Below are 24,291 nucleotides of genomic sequence, written 5' to 3' on the forward strand. Positions count from 1 at the left end.
CTCTTCTCTGCGAACTCCGTGATCTCTGTGGTTTCAAATCCGTGCGTCCTGCTTCAACCATGAAAGGCCTCCCATGAGCAAGCTCGCCGTTCTCGCCTTCTCCGGCGGCCTCGACACTTCCTTCTGCGTCCTCTACCTCAAGGAGCAGGGCTACGAGGTGGCCACGGTCACCGTCAACACCGGCGGCTTCTCGCCCGAGGAGCTGGCCCGTATCGAGGCCGCCTCGCCACGCTTGGGCGCCGTGAGCCACACCACGGTGGACGCCCGCGCCGGCCTCTTCGAGGGCTACCTGCGCTACCTGGTCTACGGCAATGTGCTGCGCGGCCAGATGTACCCGCTGTCCGTCTCGGCCGAGCGGGTCTGCCAGGCCCGGGCCGTGGCGGAACTGGCCAAGGAGATGGGGGCGGCGGCCATCGCCCACGGCTCCACGGGCGCGGGCAACGATCAGGTGCGGTTCGATGTGGCCTTCCGGGCCCTGGCGCCGGAGCTCGAGATCCTCACGCCCATCCGCGACCTGGGGCTGTCCCGCGCCGAGGAGATGGCCTACTGCGCCGAGCGAGGCGTGGTGTTCCCGGAGAAGACCAAGGACTACTCCATCAACGAAGGCATGTGGGGCACCAGCGTGGGCGGCCGGGAGACCCTGGACGCCTGGACCACCCTGCCGGAAGCGGCCTTCCCGGGCGGCGTCATCGGATCCCTCGCGCCGAAAACGCTGACCATCAGCTTTGACGCCGGCGTGCCCGTGGCCCTGGACGGCAACGCCATGGACCCCGTCACCCTCATCGCCCAGCTCAATGCCCTCGGGCGACCCTACGGCATCGGCCGCGGCGTGCACCTGGGCGACACCATCCTCGGCATCAAGGGCCGGGTGGGCTTCGAGGCCCCGGCCGCGCACCTGCTCATCGGCGCCCACCGGGAGCTGGAGAAGCTGGTCCTCAGCGGCAAGCAGCTCTTCTGGAAAGAATCCTTGGGCAACCTCTATGGCAGCCTGCTCCATGAAGGGCATTTCTTCGATCCCCTGGCCCGCGACCTGGAGGCCTTCCTGGAGTCCAGCCAGGACCGCGTCCGCGGCGAGGTGCGCCTCACCCTGCACCCCCGGGCCTTCGTGGTGGAGGGCGTACAGTCCCCCTACTCGCTGATGGATCCCCGCATCGCCACCTACGGCGAAGCCAACAAGCTCTGGACCGGCGCCGAAGCCGCGGGCTTCGCCAAGGTCTTCGGCGTCCAGCAGACCCTCACCCTCAAAGCCAAGTCCAACTGATCCGAGGTTCCCATGATGCGCATCCATGTCGATAAGCTTGCCTCGGTCACCCGCAACCTGCGGCTGGGCCGCACGCTGACTCTCTCTCCCGAGATCCTGCTGGAGGAGGGCTCCGTCCTCGCCTGCCGGGTGAAGGGCGAGAAGAGCACCTACAACCAGCTGGAGGATCCCCACGGCCGCATGAGCACCCTGCACGACGGCGACATCCTCGTGGGCGCCCTGGGTCACCGCAACGCGCTGCAGGGCTACGAGGGCGTCATGCCCAAGGCCCTGAAGCCCGGCGACACTGTGAACCTGCTGAACATGGGCGGCGTCATCGGCCAGTGCCTCTCGCACAATCCCGATGTGGGCAAGCCCTTCGACCTCGAGGTGCTGGGCCAGGTGCTGGTCTTCCCGGAATTCCAGTCGCGCGCCGGCCAACCCGCCCACATCCGCATGGGCGCGCTCAAAGGCACGGGCCTCTCCGCCCACTGCCCCGTGGTCTATGTGGCGGGCACCTGCATGAACGCCGGCAAGACCGCCGCCGCCTGCGCCGTCATCCGCCAGCTAAGCCGCGCGGGCTACCGGGTGGGCGCCTGCAAGCTCACGGGGGTCTCGCTCATGCGCGACGCCCTGGCCATGCGCGACTACGGCGCGGAAGTGGCCCTGGATTTCACGGACGCCGGCATCGTGTGCACGGACGCGGGCAGCGCCGCGGGCGTGTCCCGGATCATCTTCTCGGAGCTGGCGGCCCACGGCGTGGATGTCATCGTGGCCGAGACCGGCGACGGCATCATGGGTGAGTACGGCGTCCAGGCCATCCTCCAGGATCCCGATCTGAAGGCGCTGAGCGGCACCTTCATCCTCTGCGCCAACGATCCCGTCGGGGCCGCGGGCGGCGTGGCCAACCTGAAGGCCGCCTTCGGCATCCAGGCCGATCTCATCGCCGGCCCCGCCACGGACAACCGGGTGGGCGAGCGGTTCGTGGCTACGCTGGGCCTGCCCGCCCGCAACGCCCGCGCCGACGCGGATGCCCTCGGCAAGTTCGTGCTCGGCCTCGTCGAGCCCAAGATAACGGCCAAGGTCTGAACCCGATGTTTAACCGCAGAGGGCGCAGCGTTCGCAACGGATGGCCCCTGTCTCCGCTAGCAGTTCTCTGCGTGCTCTGTGGTTGGACCTCTTTCCCCGGACCTTTCCATGACCCCAGTTGATGTCCTCATTCTCGGCGCATCGGGCTACGGCGGCGGGGAGCTGCTGCGCTGGCTCTCCCTCCACCCGGCCGTGACGACGATCCGCGGCACGGCCCGCAGCCATGCGGGCAAGCCCTTCCACGCCCAGCACCCGAACCTGCGGGGCCTCGTCGAGGGCATCTTCGAGGCCGCGCCGGACTGGGCGGCCTTGGCCAAGAGCCCGCATCCGGTGCTCTTTTCCGCCCTGCCCCACGGCGAACTGGGCAAGCAGTGGTCCGACCTCGAAGCGGCGTGGAAGGTCCACGGCCTGACGGACCGGCTCACGGTCATCGACCTCTCGGCGGATTTCCGCCTGGACCCCGCCTGGACCTACGGGCTGGTGGACTGGAAGCCGGAGCGCATGAAGGGCGCCCGTCGCATCGCCAACCCGGGCTGCTTCGCCACGGCCCTGCAGCTGGCCCTGCTGCCGCTGGCCGGGTGGAAGCCTGCCTTCGTGGCCGTCACCGCCGCCACGGGTTCCTCGGGATCAGGCGCCGCCGCATCGGACACCACCCACCATCCCACCCGCGCCAACGACTTCCGCGCCTACAAGATGCTCGGCCACCAGCACGAGGCCGAGGTCCTGCGCACCCTTGCGGCAGAAGGCTGGGAGGCCCCCCTCAGCTTCATCCCCCAGAGCGCGCCCATGGTGCGCGGCATCTTCGCCACCCTTCAATTCCCCCTTCCTGCGGGCATGGAAGCCGGGGACCTTCGGGCCCACTACGAGGCGTTCTACCGGGACCGCTTCTTCGTGCGGATGGTGGACGGGTCCCCGCGCGTGGCCGCCACCACCGGCAGCGCCTTCGCCGACATCGGCGTCGCCGCCCGCCACGGCCACGGCGCCGTGATGGTCGCCCTGGATAACCTCGGCAAAGGCATGGCGGCCCAGGCCGTGCAGAACCTCAACCTGGCCCTGGGCCTGCCGGAATGGACGGGGTTGAAGGTGGCGGGCGGCTACCCCAGCTAAGGGGAGCGGCCAATGAGCGACCCGTAGGTCCATTTATAGACAACACTTCGGGCCGTGGGATGATGGGATCCCTATCCCGGAGCACCCATGAATCCTTCCCTTCTCACCCGCGAGGCCCTGGGCCAGTTCGCCCGCGAAAGCCGCGCGGCTTTCGAGGCGGAGCTGAAAACCCTGGTGGAGATCCCCTCCATCAGCGCGGACCCGGCCCGCCAGGGCGATGTACGGCGCTGCGCCGAGGCGGCCCGGGCCCTCTTCGAGCGGCACGGCGGCAAGGCCGAGATCCTGGAGACCAGCGGCAATCCGCTCATCCACGGCTGGTTCGGCGAGGATCCCAGCCAGTCCACCATCACCGTCTACAACCACATGGATGTCCAGCCCGCCAACGAGCCCGAGTGGACGGCGGAGCCCTTCTCGTTCGTCGTGGACGGCGACACCTACCGCGGCCGCGGCAGCACGGACGACAAAGGTCCGGCGGTGACGGCCCTCTTCGGCGCCCTGGCCGCCCGGCGGGCGGGCGTGCCCCTCAACATCCACTTCCTGTGGGAGCTGGAAGAGGAAATCGGATCCCCCAGCTTCGAGGGCGGCCTGAACCGCCACAAGGACCGCCTGAAGACCGATGCCATCGTGGTGAGCGACACGGTCTGGATCACCCGCGGCAAGCCCAGCACCCCCGCGGGTCTGCGCGGTCTCAAGGGCTTCCGCCTGACCCTGGAGACCGCCGACCATGACCTGCACAGCGGCGTGGTGGGCGGCGCGGCCCGCAACCCCCTGGCCGAGCTCATCAAGGTCGTGGCCACCATGATGGACGGCGAGACGGGCAAGGTGCTGATCCCCGGCTTCTACGACGATGTGGTGAAGCCCTCCAAGCAGGAGCTGGAGGAGTGGGCCCATGCGGGCTTCAGCGTGGAGACCTTCAAGAAGGACCACATGATCACCGGCATGCGCACGGAGGATCCCATCAAGGTCATGAAGCGCGTCTGGGGCCGGCCCACGATGGAAGTCCACGGCGTGGTGGGCGGCTACACGGGCCCCGGCATCAAGAGCGCCGTGCCGCCCCGGGCCGAAGTGAAGCTGAGCTGCCGCCTGGTGCCGGACATGGATGAGCACAAGACCATCGACCTGATCCGCGCCTTCGTGGCCAAGCACTTCCCCGATGTGCAGTTCCACGAGGAGCACGGCCTGGCGCCCTTCAAGGGCCATGTCACGGGCCCCTACGCCGAAGCCATCAAGGATGCCTACCGCTTCGCCTTCGACGCGCCCTGCTCCTTCACCCGCGAGGGCGGCAGCATCGGCGCCGTGAAGACCATGGAGGACATCCTGGGCTGCGAGGTCTTCTTCCTGGGCCTCAGCCTCCCCAGCCACGGCTACCACGCCCCCAACGAGAACTACGACTGGGAGCAGGCCTCCGGCGGCATGGCGGCCTTCGCCCACTACTTCGAGACAGTGAGTTCGTTCAGGAAGTAGGGGTCGTTCATGGCGGAAACCGCCGGCCGTTGGCCGGCGGTTTCCGTTAGAAGGTGCCTTGGACGAGGCCTCCGTCCACCAGCAGGCTCTGGCCGGTGACATAGCTCGCCGGGGCGCCGCACAGGAAGGCGATGACGGCGCCGATCTCGGCGGGTTCCCCGATGCGCCTCGCCGGGATGGCGGCGGCCTGGCGGGCGAAGTGCTCGGACACGGTGATGCCCTCGGCCTTGGATTTCACCTCGGCCAGGTGGTGCTGCCGGTCCGTCATGATGTGGCCCGGGAGCAGGGCGTTGACGGTGATGCCGTCGGCGGCGGTTTCCATGGCGAGCGTGCGCGTCAGGCCGGACAGCCCCGCCCGCAGGGTAGAGCTGATGGTGAGCAGGGGATAGGGCTGCTTGGCCACGAGGCTGGTGATGTGGATGATGCGCCCCCACTTCCGGGCCTTCATCCCCGGCAGCACCAGGCGGGTCATCCGCACCGCGTTCATGAGGGTGGAGTCCACCCCATCGGCCCAATCTGCATCGGAAAGGCCCTCGAAGGTGGCCGCCTTGGGACCGCCGGTGTTGGTGACCAGGATGTCCACCGCACCCAGGACCGAGACCGTGGCCTGATGCCACCGGGCCAGGTCCTCCGTCTTGGCGACATCGGCCACCACCGCGAGGGCGGGCACTCCCAGGGCCTCCAGCTCCGTCTTCGCCGCCTGCAGCGCCTCGGCGCTGCGTCCGCAGATCGACACGGCGCAGCCCTCGGCCCCCAGCGCCAGGGCCGCGGCCCGGCCCAACCCCTTGCTGCCCGCCGCCACCATGGCCACCTTGCCGCGAATGCCCAGATCCATGTCGTCCTCCTGACCCCCCAGCATAGGCGGAGCAATCCACCCTCGGGCTCTCGGCAGGGCTTGACGCGATACCAATGTGATATCATATTGAGATCTCTTGGAGGCTCCCATGCTCAAGGAACGCCCGGCATTTGCCTTTCCCGGCCTGCCCATCCTGCTGCTGGATCTGCTGGTGGTCCTGGGGGCCCTGGCCCTGACGATCCAGGGCGGCCTGCAGAACGATCCCGGCCGCTTCTTCTACACCGTGCCCGTGCTGGTGCTCGGCCTCTTCGTCCTGACGGGCCTGTTCGTGGTGAACCCCAACGAAGCGGCCGCCCTGCAGCTGTTCGGGGCCTACCGCGGCACCGTGCGCTCGGCGGGCATGGCCTGGGCCAATCCCTTCCTCACCAAGCGGAAGATCAGCACCAAGGCGCGCAGCTTCGAGAGCCAGCGCCTGAAGGTGAACGACCTGGACGGCAACCCGGTGGAGATCGCCGCCATCGTCGTCTGGCGGGTGGTGGACACGGCGGAGGCCCTGTTCGAGGTGGAGGACTGCGAGAAGTATGTGACGGTCCAGAGCGAGGCGGCGCTGCGCGCCCTGGCCTCCCACTTCCCCTACGATGCGCACGAGGAGGGGCAGCGCTCCCTGCGGGGCAGCATGGACGAGGTGGCCGCCAAACTGAAGCAGGAACTCCAGCGCGTCCTTTCGCAGGCCGGCGTCGAGGTGCAGGACGCCCGCATCAGCCACCTGGCCTACGCACCGGAGATCGCCCAGGCCATGCTGCAGCGCCAGCAGGCCTCGGCCATCATCGCCGCCCGCCAGAAGATCGTGGAGGGGGCCGTGGGCATGGTCGAAATGGCCCTGGAGCTGCTCGAGCAGAAGGGCACCGTGCGCCTCGACGAGGAGCGCAAGGCCGCCATGGTGTCCAACCTGCTGGTGGTGCTCTGCAGCGAGCGCGCGGCCAATCCCGTGGTGAATGCGGGCACTCTGTACCACTGAGGTTCTTCCGTGGCCGAACGCAAACCCTTCCTCCTCCGGATGGATCCGGAGCTGCTGGCCAAGCTGCAGAGCTGGGCCAGCGAGGATCTGCGCAGCCTCAACGGACACATCGAATTCCTGCTGCGGCAGGCCCTCCAGCGGGAGGGACGCCTCGGCCCCGAGAAGCCCCCCCCAAAGGCCCCCGAATGAACCCCCTGGCCCTGCAGCTCGCCGCCGACCTGGGCGGATCCCTGCTCACCGCCCCGGGAGGGAGTCTCGTCCTGGCGGAACGGATCCAGGGCCACGGCCTACCCCAGGTCCTGGTGCTGGGGCGGTCGGCGGCGGACCTGCGGGAGCCGCTGGAGGCCGCGGACACCGTCCAGGCCCGGGGCGTGGCCCTGAATGTCCTCGGCCTGCTTCCCCTGTCCCAGGCGGATCAGGCCGATCCAGATCTGGCGGCGGCCCTGGCCCTCCACCGCCGCCGCCTGGGCGCCCTGGTCTGCGCCCTCGACGCGGGCCTGCCCTGGCTGGCGGGAAAGCCCATGCTCGTGCGGCGCCTGCCGGGCCGTCTGGCGCGGCCCGTCCCCGTGGCCCTGGAGAAGGCCCCCATGGGCCCCCTGGAAAAGGCGGAGCTGAAGCTCTTCCTGCCGGACTGGGACAAGGCCCGCCGCAAGATGACCTTCCGGCGGCCGGAGTGGCGCGAGGCGCCGGATCACGCCGAGCACGGCGGCTTCGAGGTGGACCTTTGGTCCGGCGTGCCCGTGCCCGCCGGAGCGGAGCTCCGCGTGCCACCCCTGGTGCTACCGGAATCCACGCCGCTCACCGAGGCCCTCCGGTCCGCGCTGCGGACGGCCCTGGGCCAGCCCATCCCCGTCCTGCCCCTGCCGGGGGATCCCGCGCCCCTGCATGCGCTGCGGAGCCTCACGCCAGAGGCCACCGCCTTCCGCGGGCCCGTACGGGCCTGGGAGCTGGCCTTCGAGCGGCTGGCGCAGCTACCCGCCCCGCCCCATTTCTGCGCGCGGTGCTGAGGGCCGGGTCGGAACAGCCCCGGGGGGAGTGCGACTCTCTCCAAACGACTGGAAGGCCGCTAGTGCGGCCCTCCGGTCTTGGGCTTTGGGATCTCAGAAAGTGATCTCGAACGGTCGCATCATGTCGTTCTCTTCGTGCTCAAGGATGTGGCAGTGGTACACATAGGTGCCGAAGGTCCGGGTCCTGAAATCCATGTCCAGCACCGAAGTCCAGGGGAGATCGAACTTGGCCCGGACCCTCGTGACGAAGCCCGGATAGGCCTTCACGGTGTCCTTGCCGCCCATCTCCTCGGGGGCCGGCGGGACGGGCGGGCCCAGGGTGAGGAAGCTGCTGAGGACCGGCTTCAGGGCGGGCAGGCGCCCCGACGCCAGATAGGCATCCCAGGCGGCTTCGTAGCCGTCCACATCGAAGGGCTGGCGATCCAGAACCTGGAAGGACACCAAGTGGATGTGCATGGGGTGCGCGTCCCCGGTGAGGTTGATCCATTCCCAGGTCTCCGTCGATCCGGCCTTGATGAAATCGGTGGTCGGATCCATGGAGCCGTAGCCGTTGAACTTCACCCCGATCGGCGTGTCCGTGGCGGGATCGGCGGTCTCCTGGCCCACCACCTCCCGGTGCGCCAGGTGGGGGGTGGGAATCAGGCGGGGAACCGCCGGCAACTTCAGGGCGGCCGCGGGCACGCTGAGGTCGGCGCCCGCCAGCGGGGTGTTGACCGCGATCTGCATCAGCTCCGGGATGTCGGACATCCCGCCGTCGGGATAGGGCGCCAGGGCCGAGTTCTTCACCGTGATCTTGGTGCCCAGCGGCAGGCCCGTGAAATCCACGATGACATCGAAGCGCTCGCCAGGGGCGATCAGCAGGTTGGTCTTGGGGACCGCCGCGGGCAGCAGGCCCTGCTCGGAGCCGATCACATGGAAGGGCAGCGCGGTTCCGTCGTGATCGAAGGTCAGGTCGTAGAACCGGGCCTGGGAGCCGTTCAGGAGCCGGAGCCGGTAGCGCCGCGGCTCGGCATCCAGGCGCGGGTAGGCCTTGCCGTTGATCACGGGGGTGTCGCCGAAGAATTCGGGCACCCAGATCGGATGGACGGAGTTGTTGCCCTGGGTGGGGTAGAACAGCGTGCCATCCGAGTTGAAGACCTTGTCCTGGAGGACGATCGGAAGGTGGTAGTTGCCGGAGGGCACCTTCTGGCCGTTGATGGTCGTCCCCGTATCGACCTTGTCGAAGATCAGGTAGGCCGCCGCGAGCCCCAGGTAGGGGTTGAACCGGGTGGCGCCCATGGAATGGTCGTGGTACCAGAGAAGGGCCGCGGGTTGTTCGTTCGTGTAGGTGAAGGTGTCCGTGACGAAATCCGGTCCCTTCTGTCCCGTGGCGGTCCACCACTGGCCGGGGGTGCCGTCGAAGCGGGCCGCGGTCTTGCCGCCGTGGAGATGGGGGATGGCGCGGCCGGTGGGCAGGTCCGCGCCCATGATCGTCGGGTCGATGGAATCCTTGAGCGGGAAGGTGTTCGGGTCATTGGGAAGCTGGTTGATCCACTTCACGATCACCGGACGGTCCCGGTGGGCCACGATCGTCGGCCCCAGGTAGATGCCAGGCTGGCCCTTCATGCCATAGGTCCACACAGTCGCCGGCCCGAGCTCCGAATGGAACCGGTGCTGGTGCTGGGTCATGGCGATCTCGTAGTAATCCGCAAGTTCCGAGAACCCGCGCACGAATCGGGGCGTCGCGGCGGGCGGGACCGGCAGGGGATCCACATACTTGGTCAGGATGGGACTGACGCCCAGCATGGGGGGCTCCGCCGCCAGGGGGAGGGTCGCGGGTCCCGCGGCAAGGCCTGCCACGAGCAGGGCGGTCCAGAGGATCGATCGGGGTTGAGGCGTATGCACGGCAGCCTCCTCGGAGGGATGGAGCCTTAAGGTACGGGCCCATCCCTCCCCAGCCCATGGGGAGTCCCACCCAATTGGTGCAGGGAGTTCTAGGTATAAAGGACTATCTGCCCGGCCAATATCCGACAGGGCCGCGGCCGAAGCCCGGCAGGCGGGTCTTCCGGGCTTCCGCCCCTACATGTTCAGGGCGCGCCCGTAGACGGCCCGCGCCGCCTCGGGGAACACCTCGTTGAGGCTGGGGTGGGGATACATGGTGTTGATCAGCTCGTTCACCGTGTACTCGCCACCCATGAGCGCCACGCTGGAAGCCACCAGCTCGGTGGCCTTGGGGCCCAGGATGTGGATGCCGAGGATCTCGCCGTATTTCTTGTCCGCCACGATCTTGATGAAGCCGTGGGGCTCGCCCACGATGTTGGCCTTCGCCATGGGCGCGAAGGGGAAGGTGCCCACCTGCACCTCATGACCCTTGGCCTTGGCGGCCTTCTCGCTGAGGCCCACGGTGCCCACCTCGGGATCGCAGTAGGTGCAGGCGGGGAAGCGGTCGTAGCGCACCGGATGGGGATGCGCGTCCTTGCCCAGGCTCTGGGCCGCATGCTCGGCGGCCACGATGCCCTCGTCGCTGGCCACATGGGCCAGCCAGGGCGTGCGCACGATGTCGCCGATGGCGTAGAGGCCGGGCTCGCCGGTCTGCATGAACTTGTCGATCACGACGCAGCCGCGGTCCACCTGCGCCTTGGTCTTCTCCAGGCCGATGCCCTCCACGCGGGGGGCGCGGCCCACGGCCACTAGCAGGTGACTCCCCACCACTTCGCCCGGCGTCTCGCCCTCCAGGTGGCACACCACGCCGTCGGCCCGCTTCTCGATGCGGGTGATCTTGGTCTTGGTGCGCACATCGATCTTGTAGGTCTTGCGGAAGATCTTGGTCAGCTCGAGGCCGATGTCCTCGTCCTCGAGGGGCAGGATCGTGTCCATGAACTCCACCAGCGTCACCTTGGAGCCCAGACGGCTGAACACCGAGGCGAACTCCACGCCGATGGCGCCCGCGCCCAGGATCACGAGGTGGCTCGGCAGCTCGGTCATGTCCAGGATGTGGTCGCTGTTGAGCACCCGGACGCCATCCGTTTCCAGGCCGGGGATGTCCTTGGGGGCCGAGCCCGTGGCCAGGATGATGCGCTTGGCCTCGTGGACCTCGCCCGCCACCTCCACCTTGCCGCCGCCCAGCAGCTTCCCCAGGCCCTTGAGCACGGTCACCTTGTTCTTCTTCATGAGGAACTCGATGCCCTTGGCGTTCTTCAGGACGATGCGGCCCTTGCGCTTCACGATGGTGGCGAGGTTGGGCTTCAGGGCCTTGGCGTCCACGCCGTCGATGCCGTAGTCATCGGCCACCTGCATCTGCTCGAAGCGGTGGGCGCTCTCCAGCCAGGTCTTGGCCGGGATGCAGCCGCGGTGCAGGCAGGTGCCCCCCAGCGCGGGGTCCTTCTCCACCAAGGCCGTGTTCAGGCCCAGCTGCGCCGCGCGGATGGCGGCGATGTACCCGCCGGGGCCGGAACCGATGACGATGAGATCGAAGGAAGCCATGCTGCGCTCCAAAGAACGGGGGATTCATGATCCCACAGCCCGGGGGGGCCTGTCGGGCCTAGGCGTACACCAGCGCAGACCGCACTTCGAGCCGGGCCGCCCGCCACTCCGCCCAGGCCGCCTTCAGCTCCGCGCGGTGGGTCGCCACGGAGGCCCGCCACTCCGCCTTGGCCTCTCGCCAGGCCTCGGCCCTGGCCAGCCCCTTCGCCCGCCATTCCACCTTCTTCTGGTTCCAGGCCTCGTGGCGGTCATGCAGCGCGGCCAGGGCGGCATCCAGCTTCAGGCGGGCCGCCACCAGCCGGGCCTGCATGGGGGTGGCGCTGCCGGGGCTGGCCAGGCTGAGCCGCTCGTGGAGGCGCTTTTCCTCCATGTGGAGCCGGGCCCGGGTCATCGCCGCCGCGGAAACGCGCCGGAACTGCCCCACCAGGCCGAACCAGCCCAGCACATTGAGCAGCCACTTGGTGGTGTCCCACTGGTACCAGAGGGCCCCGTTGCGGTAGTCCCACTGCCAGAGGTGGTGGAAGTTGTGATAGCCCTCGCCGTAGGTGAGGGGCGCCAGCAGCCAGTTGTCCCGGGCGGTGTTGGCGTCGGTGTAGGGCCGGCTCCCGAACATGTGGGCCGCGCTGTTGATGAAGAAGGTGGTGTGGTGCGTCATGACGATGCGCAGCGCCACGCCGAAGACCAGGTGGCCGAGGAGGTTGCCGGTGGCCAGTCCGATGGCCAGCGGGATCGAAGCCACCACGGCCCCGATGAGGAAGTGGTTCCGGTGCTGCCAGCGCACCAGGGGATCCTTCTCCAGGTCGGCCACCCCGGCCAGCGGCAGGCTCTTGGCCTCCATCACCCAGGTCCAGTGGGCGTACCAGAAGCCCTTGCCGATCTGGTAGGGGTCCCTCTCGGTGTCCACATGCTGGTGATGCACCCGGTGATCGCTGGCCCACTTCAGGGCCGAGTTCTCAAAGGCGGCGGCGCCGAAGCACAGGAAGAGGAAGCGCACGGGCCAGGAGGCCTTGTAGGCCCGGTGGCTGAAGAGCCGGTGGTAGCCCCCGCTGATGGAGGTGCCCACGAGGAAGATCATGGCCAGGAAGACCAGAGCCTCGCTCCACGCCAGGCCGGAGGTAGCCAGCCGCCAGGGCACCAGCACCAGCGCCGCGGCCAGCGTGCCCGTCAGGAAAAGCGTGTTGAGCAGATTCCATCGCTTGGGTTGGGGCATTCCATTGACTCCAAAATGAAGCTCAATTCTACCGGAGGTTAGGAAGGGATGTCCCATGCCAAACTTGCCCCATTCCTATGAGGTTTCTGTGACCGTCAAGCGCCCCTGGTACCGCTCCAGCACTTTCTGGATCTTCGTGGGTCTGCTCATGGGCGTGGTGCTCGGCGGGTTCCTGCCCCAGGACCAGTACCCCTGGGCCTACGATGCGTTCCGCTTCCTGTCGAAGGCCTTCATCAGCCTCATCAAGGGCCTGATCGTGCCCCTGCTGCTCTCCACTATCATCGTGGGCATCGCACAAACCGGTGACATCCGGGCCGTGGGCCGCATGGGTGCGAAAGCCCTCATCTATTTCGAAGTCGTCACCACCCTGGCCCTGTTCATCGGCCTGGGCGTGGCCAACTGGCTGAAGCCCGGCGCCCACCTGCCCATGGACATGGGCGCCCACGCGGCGGTGGCAGCGGTCAAGGCGAAAACGGGCTGGGAGATCGCCCTCCACATGTTCCCGTCGAACCTCATCCAGCATGCGGCGGAGGGGGACATCCTCCCCGTGGTGATCTTCGCGACCATCTTCGGCATCGCCCTCACCAAGGTGGGCGAGCGCGGCAAGCCCGTGCTCGCCTTCTTCGATGGCGTGGCCCAGACCATGTTCAAGTACACGGACTTCGTCATGAAGCTCACGCCCCTCGGGGTCTTCGGCGCCATGGCCTACAATGTGAGCCACATGGCGGCAGGGCACACCGTCAACGGCGCCGTGATCAAGGGCTGGCCCGCCGTGTTCCACCTCCTCAAGCAGTACAGCCTCCTGGTGGGCAGCCTCTACCTTGCCCTGACCCTGCTGTTCGTCCTGGTCTTCGTGCCCGTGGCCTGGCTCGCGGGCATCCGCGTCCTCGGCTTCGTGAAGGCCATCAAGGACCCGGCCCTGACCGCCTTCAGCACCGCCAGCAGCGAGGCCGCCCTGCCCAAGCTCCTGGAGGAAGTGGTGCGCTTCGGCGTCCCGCGCCAGGTGGCCAGCTTCGTCATCCCCACGGGCTACAGCTTCAACCTGGACGGCTCCACCCTGTATCTGGTGCTGGCCAGCCTCACCATCGCCCAGGCGGCCGGCATCCACATGAGCCTGGGCCAGCAGCTGCTCATGGTGTTCACCTTCATGCTCACCAGCAAGGGCGTGGCCGGCGTGCCCCGGGCCACCCTGGTCATCATCGCCGCCACCTGCGGCAGCTTCGGCCTGCCGGGCGAGGCGGGCATCGCCATGCTGTTGGCCGTGGACGAGATCATGGACATGGCCCGCACCACGGTCAATGTCATCGGCAACGGCCTCGCCAGCGTGGTCGTGGCCCGGTGGGAAGGCGTGTTCGGCACGGACCCCGAGCCCCTCCCCGACCAGGAGCTCTAGACGCCACAATCAAGATTCAGCGGATCCGGCCGAAAGAGATCGCATCCTTCCAAGGAGCAGTCATGAACCGCCGCTTCCTCTCCGCCCTCCTCCTCCCCGCCCTCTGCCTGACCCTGGCCGCCCAGGAGGCCACCCCCGCCGAAACGGAAGGCCTCGTGAAGGAGGCCATCGCCTTCGCCAAGGCCAATGGCCGGGAGGCGGCCTTCAAGGAGATCACCCGAATCGGTGGCCGGTTCCACAAGCACGGCGGCGAACTCTATGTCTTCGTCTACGACATGGACGGGAAGGTGCTCGCCCACGGCCAGGGGGCCTCGAAGGTCGGGGTCAACCAGATGAAGGCCAAGGACCCGGACGGCGTCGCCTTCGTCGAAGACCGCGTCAAGCTGGCCAAGACCAAGGGCAAGGGCTGGCACGACTACAAATACATGAATCCCAAGGATGGGAAGAAGGAGCCCAAGACCAGCTACATCGAGGTCTGGGACGGCCTGATCTTCGGCGCCGGCATCTACAAGAAATAGGCCCGCCCCCCCCCTGTTTCGGATCTAGCCCCCCCCCGCATAGGGGACGGGCAATCCTCCCGGGGGACCCGCCGACATCCTTCAACCTTCCATAGAATCCTGCCGAAAGATGAATCTCATCCAAGGAGGACCCATGCGACCGAACCTCGCCGCCCTGCTCTGCCTTCCCGTGATCTGCATGCCCATGGCCGCCCAGAACGCCACTCCCGCCGAGGCGGAAGCCCTGGTGAAGGAGGCCATCGCCTATGCCAAGACCCACGGCAAGGACGCCGCCTGCAAGGAGATCACCCGGCCCGACGGCTCGCTGCGCAAACATGGCGGTGAGCTCTATGTCTTCGTCAACACCATGGATGGAAAGAACCTTGCTCACGGCATGGGGGCGAGGTTCGTGGGCGCCGACCAGTCGAAGGCGAAGGACCCCGATGGCGTGGAGTACATGCAGGAACGAATCAAGCTGGCCAAGACCAAGGGCAAGGGTTGGCACGAGTACAAGTACCTGAACCCCAAGACGGGCAAGAAGGAAACCAAGGCCAGCTACATCGAGGTCTGGGACGGCCTGATCTTCGGCGCCGGCATCTACAAGAAATAGGCCCGGCCTCCCCCGAACCGTCCTTGTCCCATGAGGCCCTCGCCGCTATGGTGAGGGATTCCCTTTACGCCGACTTGGATCCGAACCCGACGGGGGACGCCATGAAGATCATCGTGACCGACGAGGTGACCGGCGAGGGTCTAGCCCTCCTGAGGGAGGATCCGCGCATCAGCCTCGATGTCCGGCTGGGCCTGTCCATCGAGGCCCTCCATGCCTGCATCGGCGAGTACGACGCCATCATCACCCGCAGCGGCACCACCGTGGACAGGGCCCTGCTGGACGCCGCCACGAACCTGAAGATCGTGGCCCGGGCCGGCGTCGGCATCGACAATGTGGATGTGGACTACGCCAGTTCCAAGGGCGTGATCGTGGTGAATGCCCCCTTCGGCAACACCAACAGCGCGGCCGAGCACACCCTGGCCCTCCTGCTGTCCGCCTGCCGGCATGTGCCTGCGGCCAACGCCAGCCTGAAGGGCGGCGAGTGGAAGCGGGCGAAGTTCACCGGCGTCGAGTTGAAGGGCAAGGTCGCGGGCGTCATCGGCCTGGGCAAGGTGGGCGGCCGGGTGGCCACGCGGCTCAAGGCCTTCGAGTGCGAGGTGCTGGGCTGCGATCCCTACATCAGCGCCAAGCGGGCCCATGACCTGGGGGTGCGCCTGGTGGATCTCGCCGACCTCTGCCGCAGCTGCGACATCCTCACGGTGCACACGCCCCTGAACGAGGAGACCAGGGGCATGATCGGCCCCGATCAGCTGGCCCTCATGAAGGAGGGCATCATCCTCCTCAATGTGGCCCGGGGCGGCATCCTGGACGAACCGGCCCTGCTGGCGGCCCTCCAGTCCGGCCAGGTGAGCCTGGCGGCCGTGGATGTGTGGTCCGAGGAGCCTCCCAAATCCGAGGTGCTCAAGGCCCTCATCGCCCAGGAGCGCCTGGTGGTGACGCCGCACCTGGGGGCCAACACCCAGGAGGCCCAGGTCAATGTGGCCATCGATGTGTCGAAGGAGATCCTCGCCTACCTGGACCGCGCCCCCCTGGAGAACGCCGTGAACCTGCCGCGCTTCGATCCGGCCGTCATGGACCAGATGCGTCCCTACTTCAAGCTCATGGCCGTCCTCGGCGAGTTCGGCCTCCAGCTCATGAAGGGCAACCTGGACCGGGTCACCTTCGGGTTCAGCGGCGCCATCGCCCACCTCGACTGCTCCCCGCTCACGGTGAGCGGCCTGGCTGCCCTCCTGGGCCGCGTGGCGGACCAGCCCGTGAACATGGTCAACGCGGGCCTCGTGGCCGAACGCATGGGCCTGGTCGTGGAGGAGCGCAAGTCCACCCTGGGCGGGGCCTTCTCCAACCTGGTGACCCTGACCCTGGAGGGCCCGGGCGGCGCCCGGACCGTGTCCGGCACGCTCTTCGAAGGCACCCCCCGCATCGTGGGGCTCCGCGATTACGCCATGGACTTCATGCCCGAGGAGCACATGCTCCTGCTGAGCTACGCCGACCGCCCCGGCATGATCGGGAAGATCGGCACCGTGCTGGGCCAGCACGACATCAACATCGCGTTCATGAACCTGGGCCGCCGCGAGCGGAAGGGCGAGGCCATGGTGGTGCTCTCGGTGGACTCCCCGGTTCCGGCCCCGGTCCTCGAGGAGTTGCGGAAGGCCACCGAGGCCACCTTCATCCAGGCCCTGCACCTGCCTTCGGCCTGACGCGGTCCGGGGGGGGGACCGCCTGCTCGCTGACGCTCGCGAAGCCCCCCCGGAGTCCCCCACCGTGCGGCAGGGCCAAGCCCTGCCGCACGGTCTGCCATCATGGAGAGGTGGAGGCCTCTTTGAAACTCATCGCCTGGGACTTCGACGGCACGCTGGTGGACAGCCGCCCCCTCATCGAGGCCGGCATGGCCCACGCTCTGGATGCCCTGGGCCAGCCCCGATCCGTCATGGCCGAATGGCTGAAGTATGTCGGCCTGCCCGTGGAGGCCGGCATCCGGAACACCTTCGGCCCGCTGGGCCTGGACAACGACACCGTCCTGAAGGCCTACCGCAGCTTCGGCCACCTCGAACACGAGCACCTGCTCCAGCCCTTCGAGGGCATTCCCGAGCTGCTGGACGAGCTCCGGGCCAGGGGCCAGCGCATGGGCGTGGCCACCTCCAAGCGGACAGCCCCCCTCCTGCGCCAGATGGCCCGGTGGGGCTGGGAGGCCTACTTCGACCCCATCATCACCCCCGACGATGTCACCCACGGCAAGCCTCATCCTGAGTCCCTGCAGCTGATGCAGACCCGAACGGGCCTCGCCGCCGAGGACATCCTCATGGTGGGCGACACCCCCTTCGACCTGGACATGGCCAAGGCCGCCGGGGTGCCCAGCCTGGCCGTGGGCCACGGCTTCTACCCCGAGGAGGCCCTGGCCGCCTGCGGCCCCCGGGCCTATGCGCCGGACACGGCCGCCCTGAGGGACATCCTCCTGGCCTGGAGTGAGTGATGCTGTCCCGGGGGGACCGCCTGCTCATGTCCCCCCCGGGATCCCCTGCCGCAGCCTCAGGCGAAGCCTGAGGCTGCGGCCTTCCTCCTCGATCAGGAGCCGGCATGGCTGAACTCACGCACCTCGATCCCGAAGGCCGCCCCCAGATGGTGGATGTCTCCGCCAAGGCCGTGACCCGGCGGATGGCCGTGGCGGCCGGCTACCTGGAACTGGATGCCCCGGCGGCCGAGGCCTTGTCCAGGGGCGGCGGCCCCAAGGGCGACCCCTGGTCCGTGGCCCGCATCGGCGCGGTGGGGGGGGTCAAGCGCACCTCGGACCTGATCCCCCTGGCCCACCCCCTGGCCATCGAAGCCGTGGAGGTGGCCCACCACTGGGACCCCGCCACCCGTCGCGCCTGGCTCCGGGTGTCCGTGAGCTGCGAGGGCCGGACGGGCATCGAGATGGAAGCCCTGGCCGGCGTCACCGTGGGTTTGCTGGTGCTCTACGACATGCTCAAGGCCGTGAGCCACGGCATGGCCGTCGGCCCGGCCCGGCTCCTCCGGAAGGAGGGGGGGCGCCGGGGCACCGTCACCCTGCCCTGGGAGGGATGCCCCTGGGCGCCCTGAGCCGGACCTGCCAGGTCGGGCATTCCAGGTCCCTCTCCCCTCGACCCTCCCCACATCGGGGCGGGCTCCCGAGCCAGTTGGAAAACATTTGCATGTTCAAGGCCGCCTCGACCCGGTAGGATGAGTCTTGACTGTTCCTATTCATCACTGACCCGGGGTCACGACCCCCCCAAGGAGGCCTAGCGAAGCAGGCTTTTCCGTTCCAGCCGGGAGTTACCCCCATGCGTCTTGCCGCCCTGACCCTCGTTCTCGCGTCCCTCAGCCTCGGCCTTCAGGCCGCTCCGAAACGGACCTCCAAGAAGACCTCCCCGCGACCCGTCGCCCGCCAGGCAGCCCGCCTGGAAGAGGGTTCGGTGCATGTGATGCGCAAGGGCGAGACCGCTGCGGCGGTCGCCCGAGCCACCGGCTTGAGCCTGGCGGAGTTGAAGGCCCTGAATCCCGGCCGGAACCTCGGCAGGCTCGCCGTCGGAGATCGCCTGAAGGTGCCGGCCCCCCGGTCGGCGGCGCCCGCCCTCGCGGAAGCCGTGCCCGCGGAGGCCCCGGCTGCTCCGGCGCTCGTTTCCCGGCCCGCCCTGGCGGCCCTGCCGGTCTCCCCGGTCGTCTCCCCCGCCCCCATGCCGCACCTCGAGCGGCTCCTGCCCTATCAGGTGCGGGCCGCGGTCCCGACCCTGGGCCCCGTGGCCTCCGCCCACAGCGAGACCCACCAGACCCCCGGAACGCCCTCGCAGCTCCTCGCCCGCATGCAGTCCGTCCTCCCCCCGGTCAGCGAGGCCGAGTTGAAGGCCCTGCTGCCCACCTTCGCCCCCGCCGATCCGGAACGCCTGGACCTGCTCTGGCCCGTGGAGACCCGGACGATCAGCTCCGCCTGGGGCCCCCGGATGCGCACCAAGACCGTGCGCGTGAAGAACCAGCGCAAGAAGCGGGTTCGCTACAAGGGTCGCCACCGGGGCATCGACCTGACCGCCCCCGTCGGCGCCGCCGTCTTCGCCGCCCTCGACGGGCAGGTGATCATGGCCGGCCGGCACAAGCAGTACGGCAACTATGTGGTGGTCGATCACGGCAATGGGGTTGCCACCCTGTATGCCCACCACAAGCTGAACCTGGTCCAGGAAGGCGACATCGTCCGCCGGGGCCAGAAGATCGCGGAAGTCGGCCGGACCGGGAACGCCACGGGGCCCCACCTCCACTTCGAGCTCAAGGTCGACGGGCTCCAGCGGAACCCCCTGCCGGTCCTCAACGACGAAGAGGAGATCTCCTCCGAACTCGCCGCCCAGAACACCCTGATCGGAGCCGGCGCGCGGCGCTGAACTTCCACCCCGCCCGCGGCACTGGAAGGAAGCGCCTGCCCCCATCCCGGCGCGGGATCGGCTCTGGGCGCCATGCTAGACTTGATCCTTTCGCCGTTTTGAGGTGGTCATGCCGTTGTACCGAGCTTCCCTCCGGGCCCTGGGGGCCGTTGCCCTTCTGGCCGTGGCGCTGGCCTGCGGAGGAAAGAAGAAGGAGGACGCCGCATCGGCCAATAGCGTGAACATCGCCGGCACCGTCACCTATGCGAGGGTGCCCCTGGCCAACGACGCCAACGGCGTTCCCACCGGCCTGGTGGACAGTTCCGTGGCGGCGAACCTGCAGACGAAGCCCGCCCGGGGCGTGCTGATCCGCGTCTACCAGCTCAATGACCAGCTCGGTCCGGACGGCGTCACCAAGACTCCGGTCTGGCTCCTCAAGAGCTCGGGGTTTACGGACGCCAACGGGCTCTACCTCCTGGCGGTCCCCAAGGACAAGCCCCTGATGGTCGAGCTGATGAGCACCTTCGATGGCGGGGGCGGCCATTCCGTCAACCTCATCGGGGATCCCGCCGGCATCGCCAGCGCCACCCCCCAGTCCGATCGGTACCGCTACGCCATGCGGAAGGCCTTCGACGGCACCGCCCCCGCGGGCAACCCCACCCCCGCCTCCGTCCCCGCCGGGGATGGCATCGTCAATTTCACCGTGGGCCTCTCGGACAAGTGGTGGCTGGTCAATCCGACCTATGACCGCGGCAGCCTCGTGGCCACCGCCGCCGGCAGCCCCGTGGACGAGACGACCCTGGCCGGTCGCAGCACCGGCACGGGCAGCCGCGTCCTCGCCATCGGCGATACCGTCGCCAGCTTCAAGGGCGTGTACGGCACGGCCACCCCCGGCGCCACGCTGGATCTCCACTACGCCCCTGGCGTCTCGTCGGCGCGCGGCTCCTTCATCGAATACGACCGCACGGTCTACCCCCTGGCCTTCGATGCCTACCTGTCCAGCCTCCATTACTTCGGATCGATCCAGGGCGGGCCGGCCAACGATGATGCCTTCGACGAAGGGGTGATCCTGCCCCTCCTCGGCCGGAGCCTGCTCTGGGCCGGCAACAACGCCCGCACCTTCTCCACCCCGCTCGCGCCCCTGTTCCCCGTGGCCGCCGCCCTAACGGACCTGAGCCCCGACATGGCCCGCATCGAAGGGCTGGCCGAGGCCATGGCCGCCAATGTCCTGAAGACCCCCTACCTGGCGGACACCCAGGGCACCGCCCTGGCCGCGCCCGCGGTCGACATCCGGAACATCACCGGCCTCAGCGCCGCGCAACTCTCGCCCTATTCCGCGCCGGCCATCCGCGCCCTCGCCTGGGAGATCATCCTCAAGGCCAGCAGCGTGGCCAGCCCCGGCAACCCCACCACCTGGACCAACAGCATCAACCCCCTCGCGGCCGCCCGGTTCTTCCAGGCCCCCGCCGGCTTCACCAACGGCGCCACCGATGCCACGGGCCGCGACACCGAGCCCCTCAACATCTACAACCAGCTCACCCGGCTCAAGGAATCCAAGAACCTCGGGGAACCCGCGGATCTCGTCACCATCTTCACCGATGCCACCCTCACGACCCTGACCGCGCCCTTCGGCGTGCCCTGGCCGCGGCCCACCACCGGGGCCACCGCGGTGTTCGTCTCCAGCTGGGGCACGGATCCCAACGCCCTGACCACCCCGCTGGCCCCCTTCACCCTCAGCATGGCCAAGGCCATGCAGGTGCGCGGAAGCTACCCGAACGCCTCCGAGGGCGAGGTGTTCTACAGCGGCTTCAGCCTGAGCGCCGACAAGCGCTACATCCTCTCCGTGGCCATCTCGCCCGCCCTGGATGCGGCCAGCCAGATCGACCTGGACCTGCCCCAGCTCGGCCGGACCTTCTCCTTCACGGGAGCCGGTGGCTCGACGGCGGCCCTCACGCTTCCCGTCGCCAACACGGCGCCCTTCTACCACCCGGTCCGGGTCCGGTTGAAGAGCCCCGCGGCCATCCAACCGGATGTGTCCGTGACCGTGAGTTTCACGCCGAGCCTCTAGCCCCGATCCAGGAGCCGCCATGACCGCCTCCGCCGCCCTCCAGGCCCTTCAGGCCCGGGCGCCCTTTGTGCCTGACCTCGCCATCGTCCTCGGCTCCGGCCTGGGGGCCCTGGCCGACAGCGCCGAGGCCCGGGCTGGCGTGAGCATTCCCTTCACGGATCTGCCCGGTTTCCCGGCGCCCACCGTGGCGGGCCACGGCGGCAAGCTCGTCTTCTGCGAATTCGAAGGTCGGAAGGTGGTGCTCCAGGCGGGCCGCTTCCACTTCTACGAGGGCCATCCCATGTCCCTCGTCGTCACGCCCATGCGCCTCTACGGACGGCTGGGCGCGAAGGCGGTGCTGCTGACGAACGCCGCGGGAGCCCTCAATCCCGAATTCGGCGTGGGCGAGCTCATGGCCCTCACCGACCACATCAACCTCTTCGGCACCAACCCCCTCATCGGACCCAATGTGGAACCCGGCCCCCGCTTCCCGGACATGACGGCGGTCTACGACCCGGCCTTCCGCCAGCGCCTCGCGGCCTGCGCCGCCGGCCTCGGCCAGACCCTCCGCCAGGGCGTCTACCTGGGATTGACGGGCCCCAGCTACGAAACACCCGCCGAAATCCGCGCCTTCCGCGTCCTGGGCGCAGATGCCGTGGGCATGAGTACCGTGCCCGAGGCCATCGTGGCCCGGCACGAGGGGATGCGCGTGGCCGGGATCTCCTGCCTGTGCAACATGGCCGCCGGCATCCTTCCCCAGGCCCTCACCCACCAGGAAGTGCTCGAGGCCGGAGCCGCCGCCGCCGGCCGCTTCGAGGCGCTGGTCCGGGCGTTCGTGCGGGATCTGCAGCTGTAGCCGAGCCAAGCGGACCGGAAAAGCAAAAGCCCGGCTCTGCCGGGCTTTTGCGCGGGGGCCCGAGGGTGTGCGCATCGCGCACCGCTAGCTCCTCGCCACGCATGCGTGGCGAGGAGAACCCCCGGAAGGCATCAATGCTGACTTTTCTGGTGCTCCTCGATGAGCTTGTTGACCACATCCGGTTCGGCCAGGGTGGAGATGTCACCCATGCCGTCGTACTCGGCCGACGCGATCTTGCGCAGGATGCGGCGCATGATCTTGCCGCTGCGGGTCTTGGGCAGGCCGGCCGCGATGTGGATGACATCCGGGGCGGCGAAGGCGCCGATGGCCTGTCGCACCTGCTCCTTGAGGGCGCCGATGAGCTGGTCCTGGTTGCCCTCGGAGAACCCGGAGTTCAGGAGGACATAGCAGTAGATGCCCTGGCCCTTGATGGGGTGCGGGTAGCCCACCACGGCCGCCTCGGCCACGGCCTCGTGGGCCACCAGGGCGCTTTCCACCTCGGCCGTGCCCAGCCGGTGGCCGGACACATTGATCACATCGTCGATGCGGCCCGTGATCCAGTAGTAGCCGTCCTCGTCGCGGCGAGCCCCGTCGCCTGTGAAATAGTAGCCCGGGTACTGGGTGAAGTAGGTCTCCCGGAACCGCTTATGATCGCCATGCACCGTGCGGGCCTGGCCGGGCCACGGGGCCCCGAGGCAGAGGGCGCCGGAGACATCGTTGCCCTCGATGGGAATGCCCGTGGCCGGGTCCACGATGACGGGCTTCACCCCGAAGAAGGGCAGCGTGGCCGAACCCGGCTTGGTGGGCGTCACACCGGGCAGGGGCGTGATGAGGATGCCACCGGTCTCCGTCTGCCACCAGGTGTCCACGACGGTACAGCGGGCATCACCCACCACATCGTGATACCAGCGCCACACCTCGGGATTGATGGGCTCACCCACGGTACCGAGGATGCGGAGCGACTTGCGGCTGTACTTCTTGATCCAGTCGTCGCCCGCCTGGGCCAGGGCCCGCAGGGCCGTGGGCGCGGTGTAGAAGATGCTCACGCCCAGGTCGTCGATGATCTGCCAGTAGCGGCCCGGATCGGGGTAGAGGGGCGTGGATTCAAAGATGACAGTGGTGGCCCCGTTGGCCAGGGGCCCATAGACGATGTAGCTGTGCCCCGTCACCCAGCCGATGTCGGCCGCGCAGAAGTAGATGTCCTCGGGGTGGTAGTCGAAGACCAGCTTGTGGGTGAAGGCCGCGTAGGTCAGGTAGCCGCCCGTGGTGTGCAGCAGGCCCTTGGGCTTCCCGGTGCTGCCGGAGGTGTAGAGGATGAAGAGCGGGTCCTCGGCGCCCATCCACTCGTTGGTGCAGGTGGAGCGCTGCTTGGCCGTCTCCTCGTCCAGCCACAGGTCCCGGCCCGGTTGCATGGGCACCTCGCTGTCGGTCCGGCGAGCCACCAGCACGCACTCCACCAGGGACATGCCTTCGATGGCGCGGTCCACGGTGCGCTTGAGGGGCACCTTCTTGCCACCGCGCAGCCCCTCGTTGGCCGTCACCACCACCTTGCAGCGGGCGTCCACGATGCGGTCGCGCAGGGACTCCGCGGAGAAGCCGCCGAACACCACCGAGTGGACGGCGCCGATCCGGGCGCAGGCCAGCATGGTGTAGACGAGCTCCGGGATCATCGTGAGGTAGATGCAGACCCGGTCGCCCTTCTTCACGCCGTTGTGCAGCAGGACATTGGCCACGCGGGCGACATTGTGCTTGAGGTCGCGGTAGGTGATGTGGGTGTAGACGCCCGGCTCATCCTGGGCCCAGATGATGGCGGTCTTGTCCCCCAGGTGGGGCAGGTGCCGGTCGATGCAGTTGAAGGAGGCGTTGATGCGCCCGCCCATGAACCAGGAGAAGTCCACCTCCTTGTAGTCGGCGTCGAAGACGGACTGCCAGGGGTGGAACCAAGTGAGCATCTTCGCCTGCTCGCCCCAGAACCATTCCGGATTGTCCAGGGACAGGCGGTAGAGGCGCTGGTACTCCTCCATGGTTTTGATGTGCGCCCGCTCCCGGATGTCGGGCTTCACGGGAAAGAGGTCCTGGGACATCAAAGGACTCCTTGGCGAAAGAGCTTGGGTGGTGAGTGGGAAAACCCGGC

The 24,291-nt window shown here is 68.4% G+C and carries 21 protein-coding genes; 16 read left to right on the forward strand and 5 right to left on the reverse strand.

Annotated features, from left to right (window positions below; genetic code table 11):
* The first annotated feature begins 73 nt into the window (after positions 1–73).
* The 4 genes from argG (at position 74) to QUD34_RS13920 (ending at position 4,900) form a co-directional block, all read left to right on the forward strand.
* Complete coding sequence (gene argG / locus QUD34_RS13905; protein WP_286354309.1) at positions 74–1,261, forward strand: argininosuccinate synthase; 1,188 nt, start codon at positions 74–76, stop codon at positions 1,259–1,261.
* Between the two features lie 12 nt (positions 1,262–1,273).
* The gene (locus tag QUD34_RS13910) at positions 1,274–2,329 is read left to right on the forward strand and encodes a P-loop NTPase family protein (protein ID WP_286354310.1); all 1,056 of its coding nucleotides are present in this window, start codon (positions 1,274–1,276) and stop codon (positions 2,327–2,329) included.
* A gap of 108 nt (positions 2,330–2,437) precedes the next feature.
* Positions 2,438–3,436 (forward strand): N-acetyl-gamma-glutamyl-phosphate reductase, encoded by a 999-nt coding sequence (gene argC / locus QUD34_RS13915; protein ID WP_286354311.1) that lies wholly within the window; start codon positions 2,438–2,440, stop codon positions 3,434–3,436.
* An 87-nt stretch (positions 3,437–3,523) separates the two neighbouring features.
* Positions 3,524–4,900: a M20/M25/M40 family metallo-hydrolase gene (locus QUD34_RS13920; protein WP_286354312.1), complete on the forward strand. Its 1,377-nt coding sequence runs from the start codon at positions 3,524–3,526 to the stop codon at positions 4,898–4,900.
* A 46-nt stretch (positions 4,901–4,946) separates the two neighbouring features.
* Here QUD34_RS13920 and QUD34_RS13925 read toward each other — a convergent pair whose 3' ends face one another.
* Positions 4,947–5,735 (reverse strand): SDR family oxidoreductase, encoded by a 789-nt coding sequence (locus QUD34_RS13925; RefSeq protein ID WP_286354313.1) that lies wholly within the window; start codon positions 5,733–5,735, stop codon positions 4,947–4,949.
* Between the two features lie 109 nt (positions 5,736–5,844).
* On the opposite strand from QUD34_RS13925, the gene QUD34_RS13930 reads away from it, so the two are divergent.
* Genes QUD34_RS13930 through QUD34_RS13940 form a run of 3 tightly spaced genes read left to right on the forward strand, consistent with a single transcriptional unit; the run spans position 5,845 to position 7,721 of the window.
* Positions 5,845–6,714: an SPFH domain-containing protein gene (locus tag QUD34_RS13930; RefSeq protein WP_286354314.1), complete on the forward strand. Its 870-nt coding sequence runs from the start codon at positions 5,845–5,847 to the stop codon at positions 6,712–6,714.
* A 9-nt stretch (positions 6,715–6,723) separates the two neighbouring features.
* Positions 6,724–6,903, forward strand: coding sequence for a type II toxin-antitoxin system antitoxin (locus tag QUD34_RS13935; protein WP_286354315.1), 180 nt, complete (start codon positions 6,724–6,726; stop codon positions 6,901–6,903).
* The gene (locus QUD34_RS13940; protein WP_286354316.1) at positions 6,900–7,721 is read left to right on the forward strand and encodes a hypothetical protein; all 822 of its coding nucleotides are present in this window, start codon (positions 6,900–6,902) and stop codon (positions 7,719–7,721) included. The genes QUD34_RS13935 and QUD34_RS13940 overlap by 4 nt, the downstream gene beginning before the upstream one ends.
* A gap of 93 nt (positions 7,722–7,814) precedes the next feature.
* Here the strand turns inward: QUD34_RS13940 and QUD34_RS13945 are convergent, their stop codons facing one another.
* From QUD34_RS13945 to QUD34_RS13955, 3 genes are all read right to left on the reverse strand, one after another.
* Positions 7,815–9,605 (reverse strand): multicopper oxidase family protein, encoded by a 1,791-nt coding sequence (locus tag QUD34_RS13945; protein ID WP_286354317.1) that lies wholly within the window; start codon positions 9,603–9,605, stop codon positions 7,815–7,817.
* A gap of 174 nt (positions 9,606–9,779) precedes the next feature.
* A complete protein-coding gene (gene lpdA, locus QUD34_RS13950) occupies positions 9,780–11,183 on the reverse strand; it encodes a dihydrolipoyl dehydrogenase (RefSeq protein ID WP_286354318.1) in 1,404 nt (467 codons plus the stop codon).
* 58 nt (positions 11,184–11,241) lie between these two features.
* A complete protein-coding gene (locus QUD34_RS13955) occupies positions 11,242–12,393 on the reverse strand; it encodes an acyl-CoA desaturase (RefSeq protein ID WP_286354319.1) in 1,152 nt (383 codons plus the stop codon).
* An 88-nt stretch (positions 12,394–12,481) separates the two neighbouring features.
* On the opposite strand from QUD34_RS13955, the gene QUD34_RS13960 reads away from it, so the two are divergent.
* The 9 genes from QUD34_RS13960 to QUD34_RS14000 all read left to right on the forward strand — a co-directional run bounded on the left by QUD34_RS13960 (position 12,482) and on the right by QUD34_RS14000 (position 22,157).
* Positions 12,482–13,786, forward strand: a complete 1,305-nt coding sequence (locus QUD34_RS13960; RefSeq protein ID WP_286354320.1) for a dicarboxylate/amino acid:cation symporter — start codon at positions 12,482–12,484, stop codon at positions 13,784–13,786.
* Positions 13,787–13,848: 62 nt separating this feature from the next.
* The gene (locus QUD34_RS13965) at positions 13,849–14,304 is read left to right on the forward strand and encodes a cache domain-containing protein (RefSeq protein WP_286354321.1); all 456 of its coding nucleotides are present in this window, start codon (positions 13,849–13,851) and stop codon (positions 14,302–14,304) included.
* A gap of 133 nt (positions 14,305–14,437) precedes the next feature.
* Entirely contained in the window at positions 14,438–14,893 is a 456-nt protein-coding gene (locus tag QUD34_RS13970; protein WP_286354322.1) for a cache domain-containing protein, read from the forward strand.
* A gap of 101 nt (positions 14,894–14,994) precedes the next feature.
* Complete coding sequence (gene serA / locus QUD34_RS13975) at positions 14,995–16,590, forward strand: phosphoglycerate dehydrogenase (RefSeq protein WP_286354323.1); 1,596 nt, start codon at positions 14,995–14,997, stop codon at positions 16,588–16,590.
* Between the two features lie 122 nt (positions 16,591–16,712).
* Positions 16,713–17,363, forward strand: coding sequence for an HAD family hydrolase (locus QUD34_RS13980; RefSeq protein WP_286354324.1), 651 nt, complete (start codon positions 16,713–16,715; stop codon positions 17,361–17,363).
* A gap of 104 nt (positions 17,364–17,467) precedes the next feature.
* Complete coding sequence (moaC, locus tag QUD34_RS13985; protein WP_286354325.1) at positions 17,468–17,968, forward strand: cyclic pyranopterin monophosphate synthase MoaC; 501 nt, start codon at positions 17,468–17,470, stop codon at positions 17,966–17,968.
* A 221-nt stretch (positions 17,969–18,189) separates the two neighbouring features.
* A complete protein-coding gene (locus QUD34_RS13990; protein WP_286354326.1) occupies positions 18,190–19,275 on the forward strand; it encodes a LysM peptidoglycan-binding domain-containing M23 family metallopeptidase in 1,086 nt (361 codons plus the stop codon).
* Between the two features lie 109 nt (positions 19,276–19,384).
* Positions 19,385–21,322, forward strand: coding sequence for a hypothetical protein (locus QUD34_RS13995; RefSeq protein ID WP_286354327.1), 1,938 nt, complete (start codon positions 19,385–19,387; stop codon positions 21,320–21,322).
* 19 nt (positions 21,323–21,341) lie between these two features.
* Positions 21,342–22,157 (forward strand): purine-nucleoside phosphorylase, encoded by an 816-nt coding sequence (locus QUD34_RS14000; RefSeq protein ID WP_286354328.1) that lies wholly within the window; start codon positions 21,342–21,344, stop codon positions 22,155–22,157.
* A gap of 131 nt (positions 22,158–22,288) precedes the next feature.
* On the opposite strand, the gene acs is transcribed toward QUD34_RS14000, so the two are convergent.
* The gene (gene acs, locus QUD34_RS14005) at positions 22,289–24,241 is read right to left on the reverse strand and encodes an acetate--CoA ligase (protein WP_286354329.1); all 1,953 of its coding nucleotides are present in this window, start codon (positions 24,239–24,241) and stop codon (positions 22,289–22,291) included.
* Positions 24,242–24,291: the final 50 nt, after the last annotated feature.

Origin of the sequence: Geothrix oryzae, from assembly GCF_030295385.1 — a bacterium.
GTDB classification, from domain to species: Bacteria; Acidobacteriota; Holophagae; order Holophagales; family Holophagaceae; genus Geothrix; species Geothrix oryzae.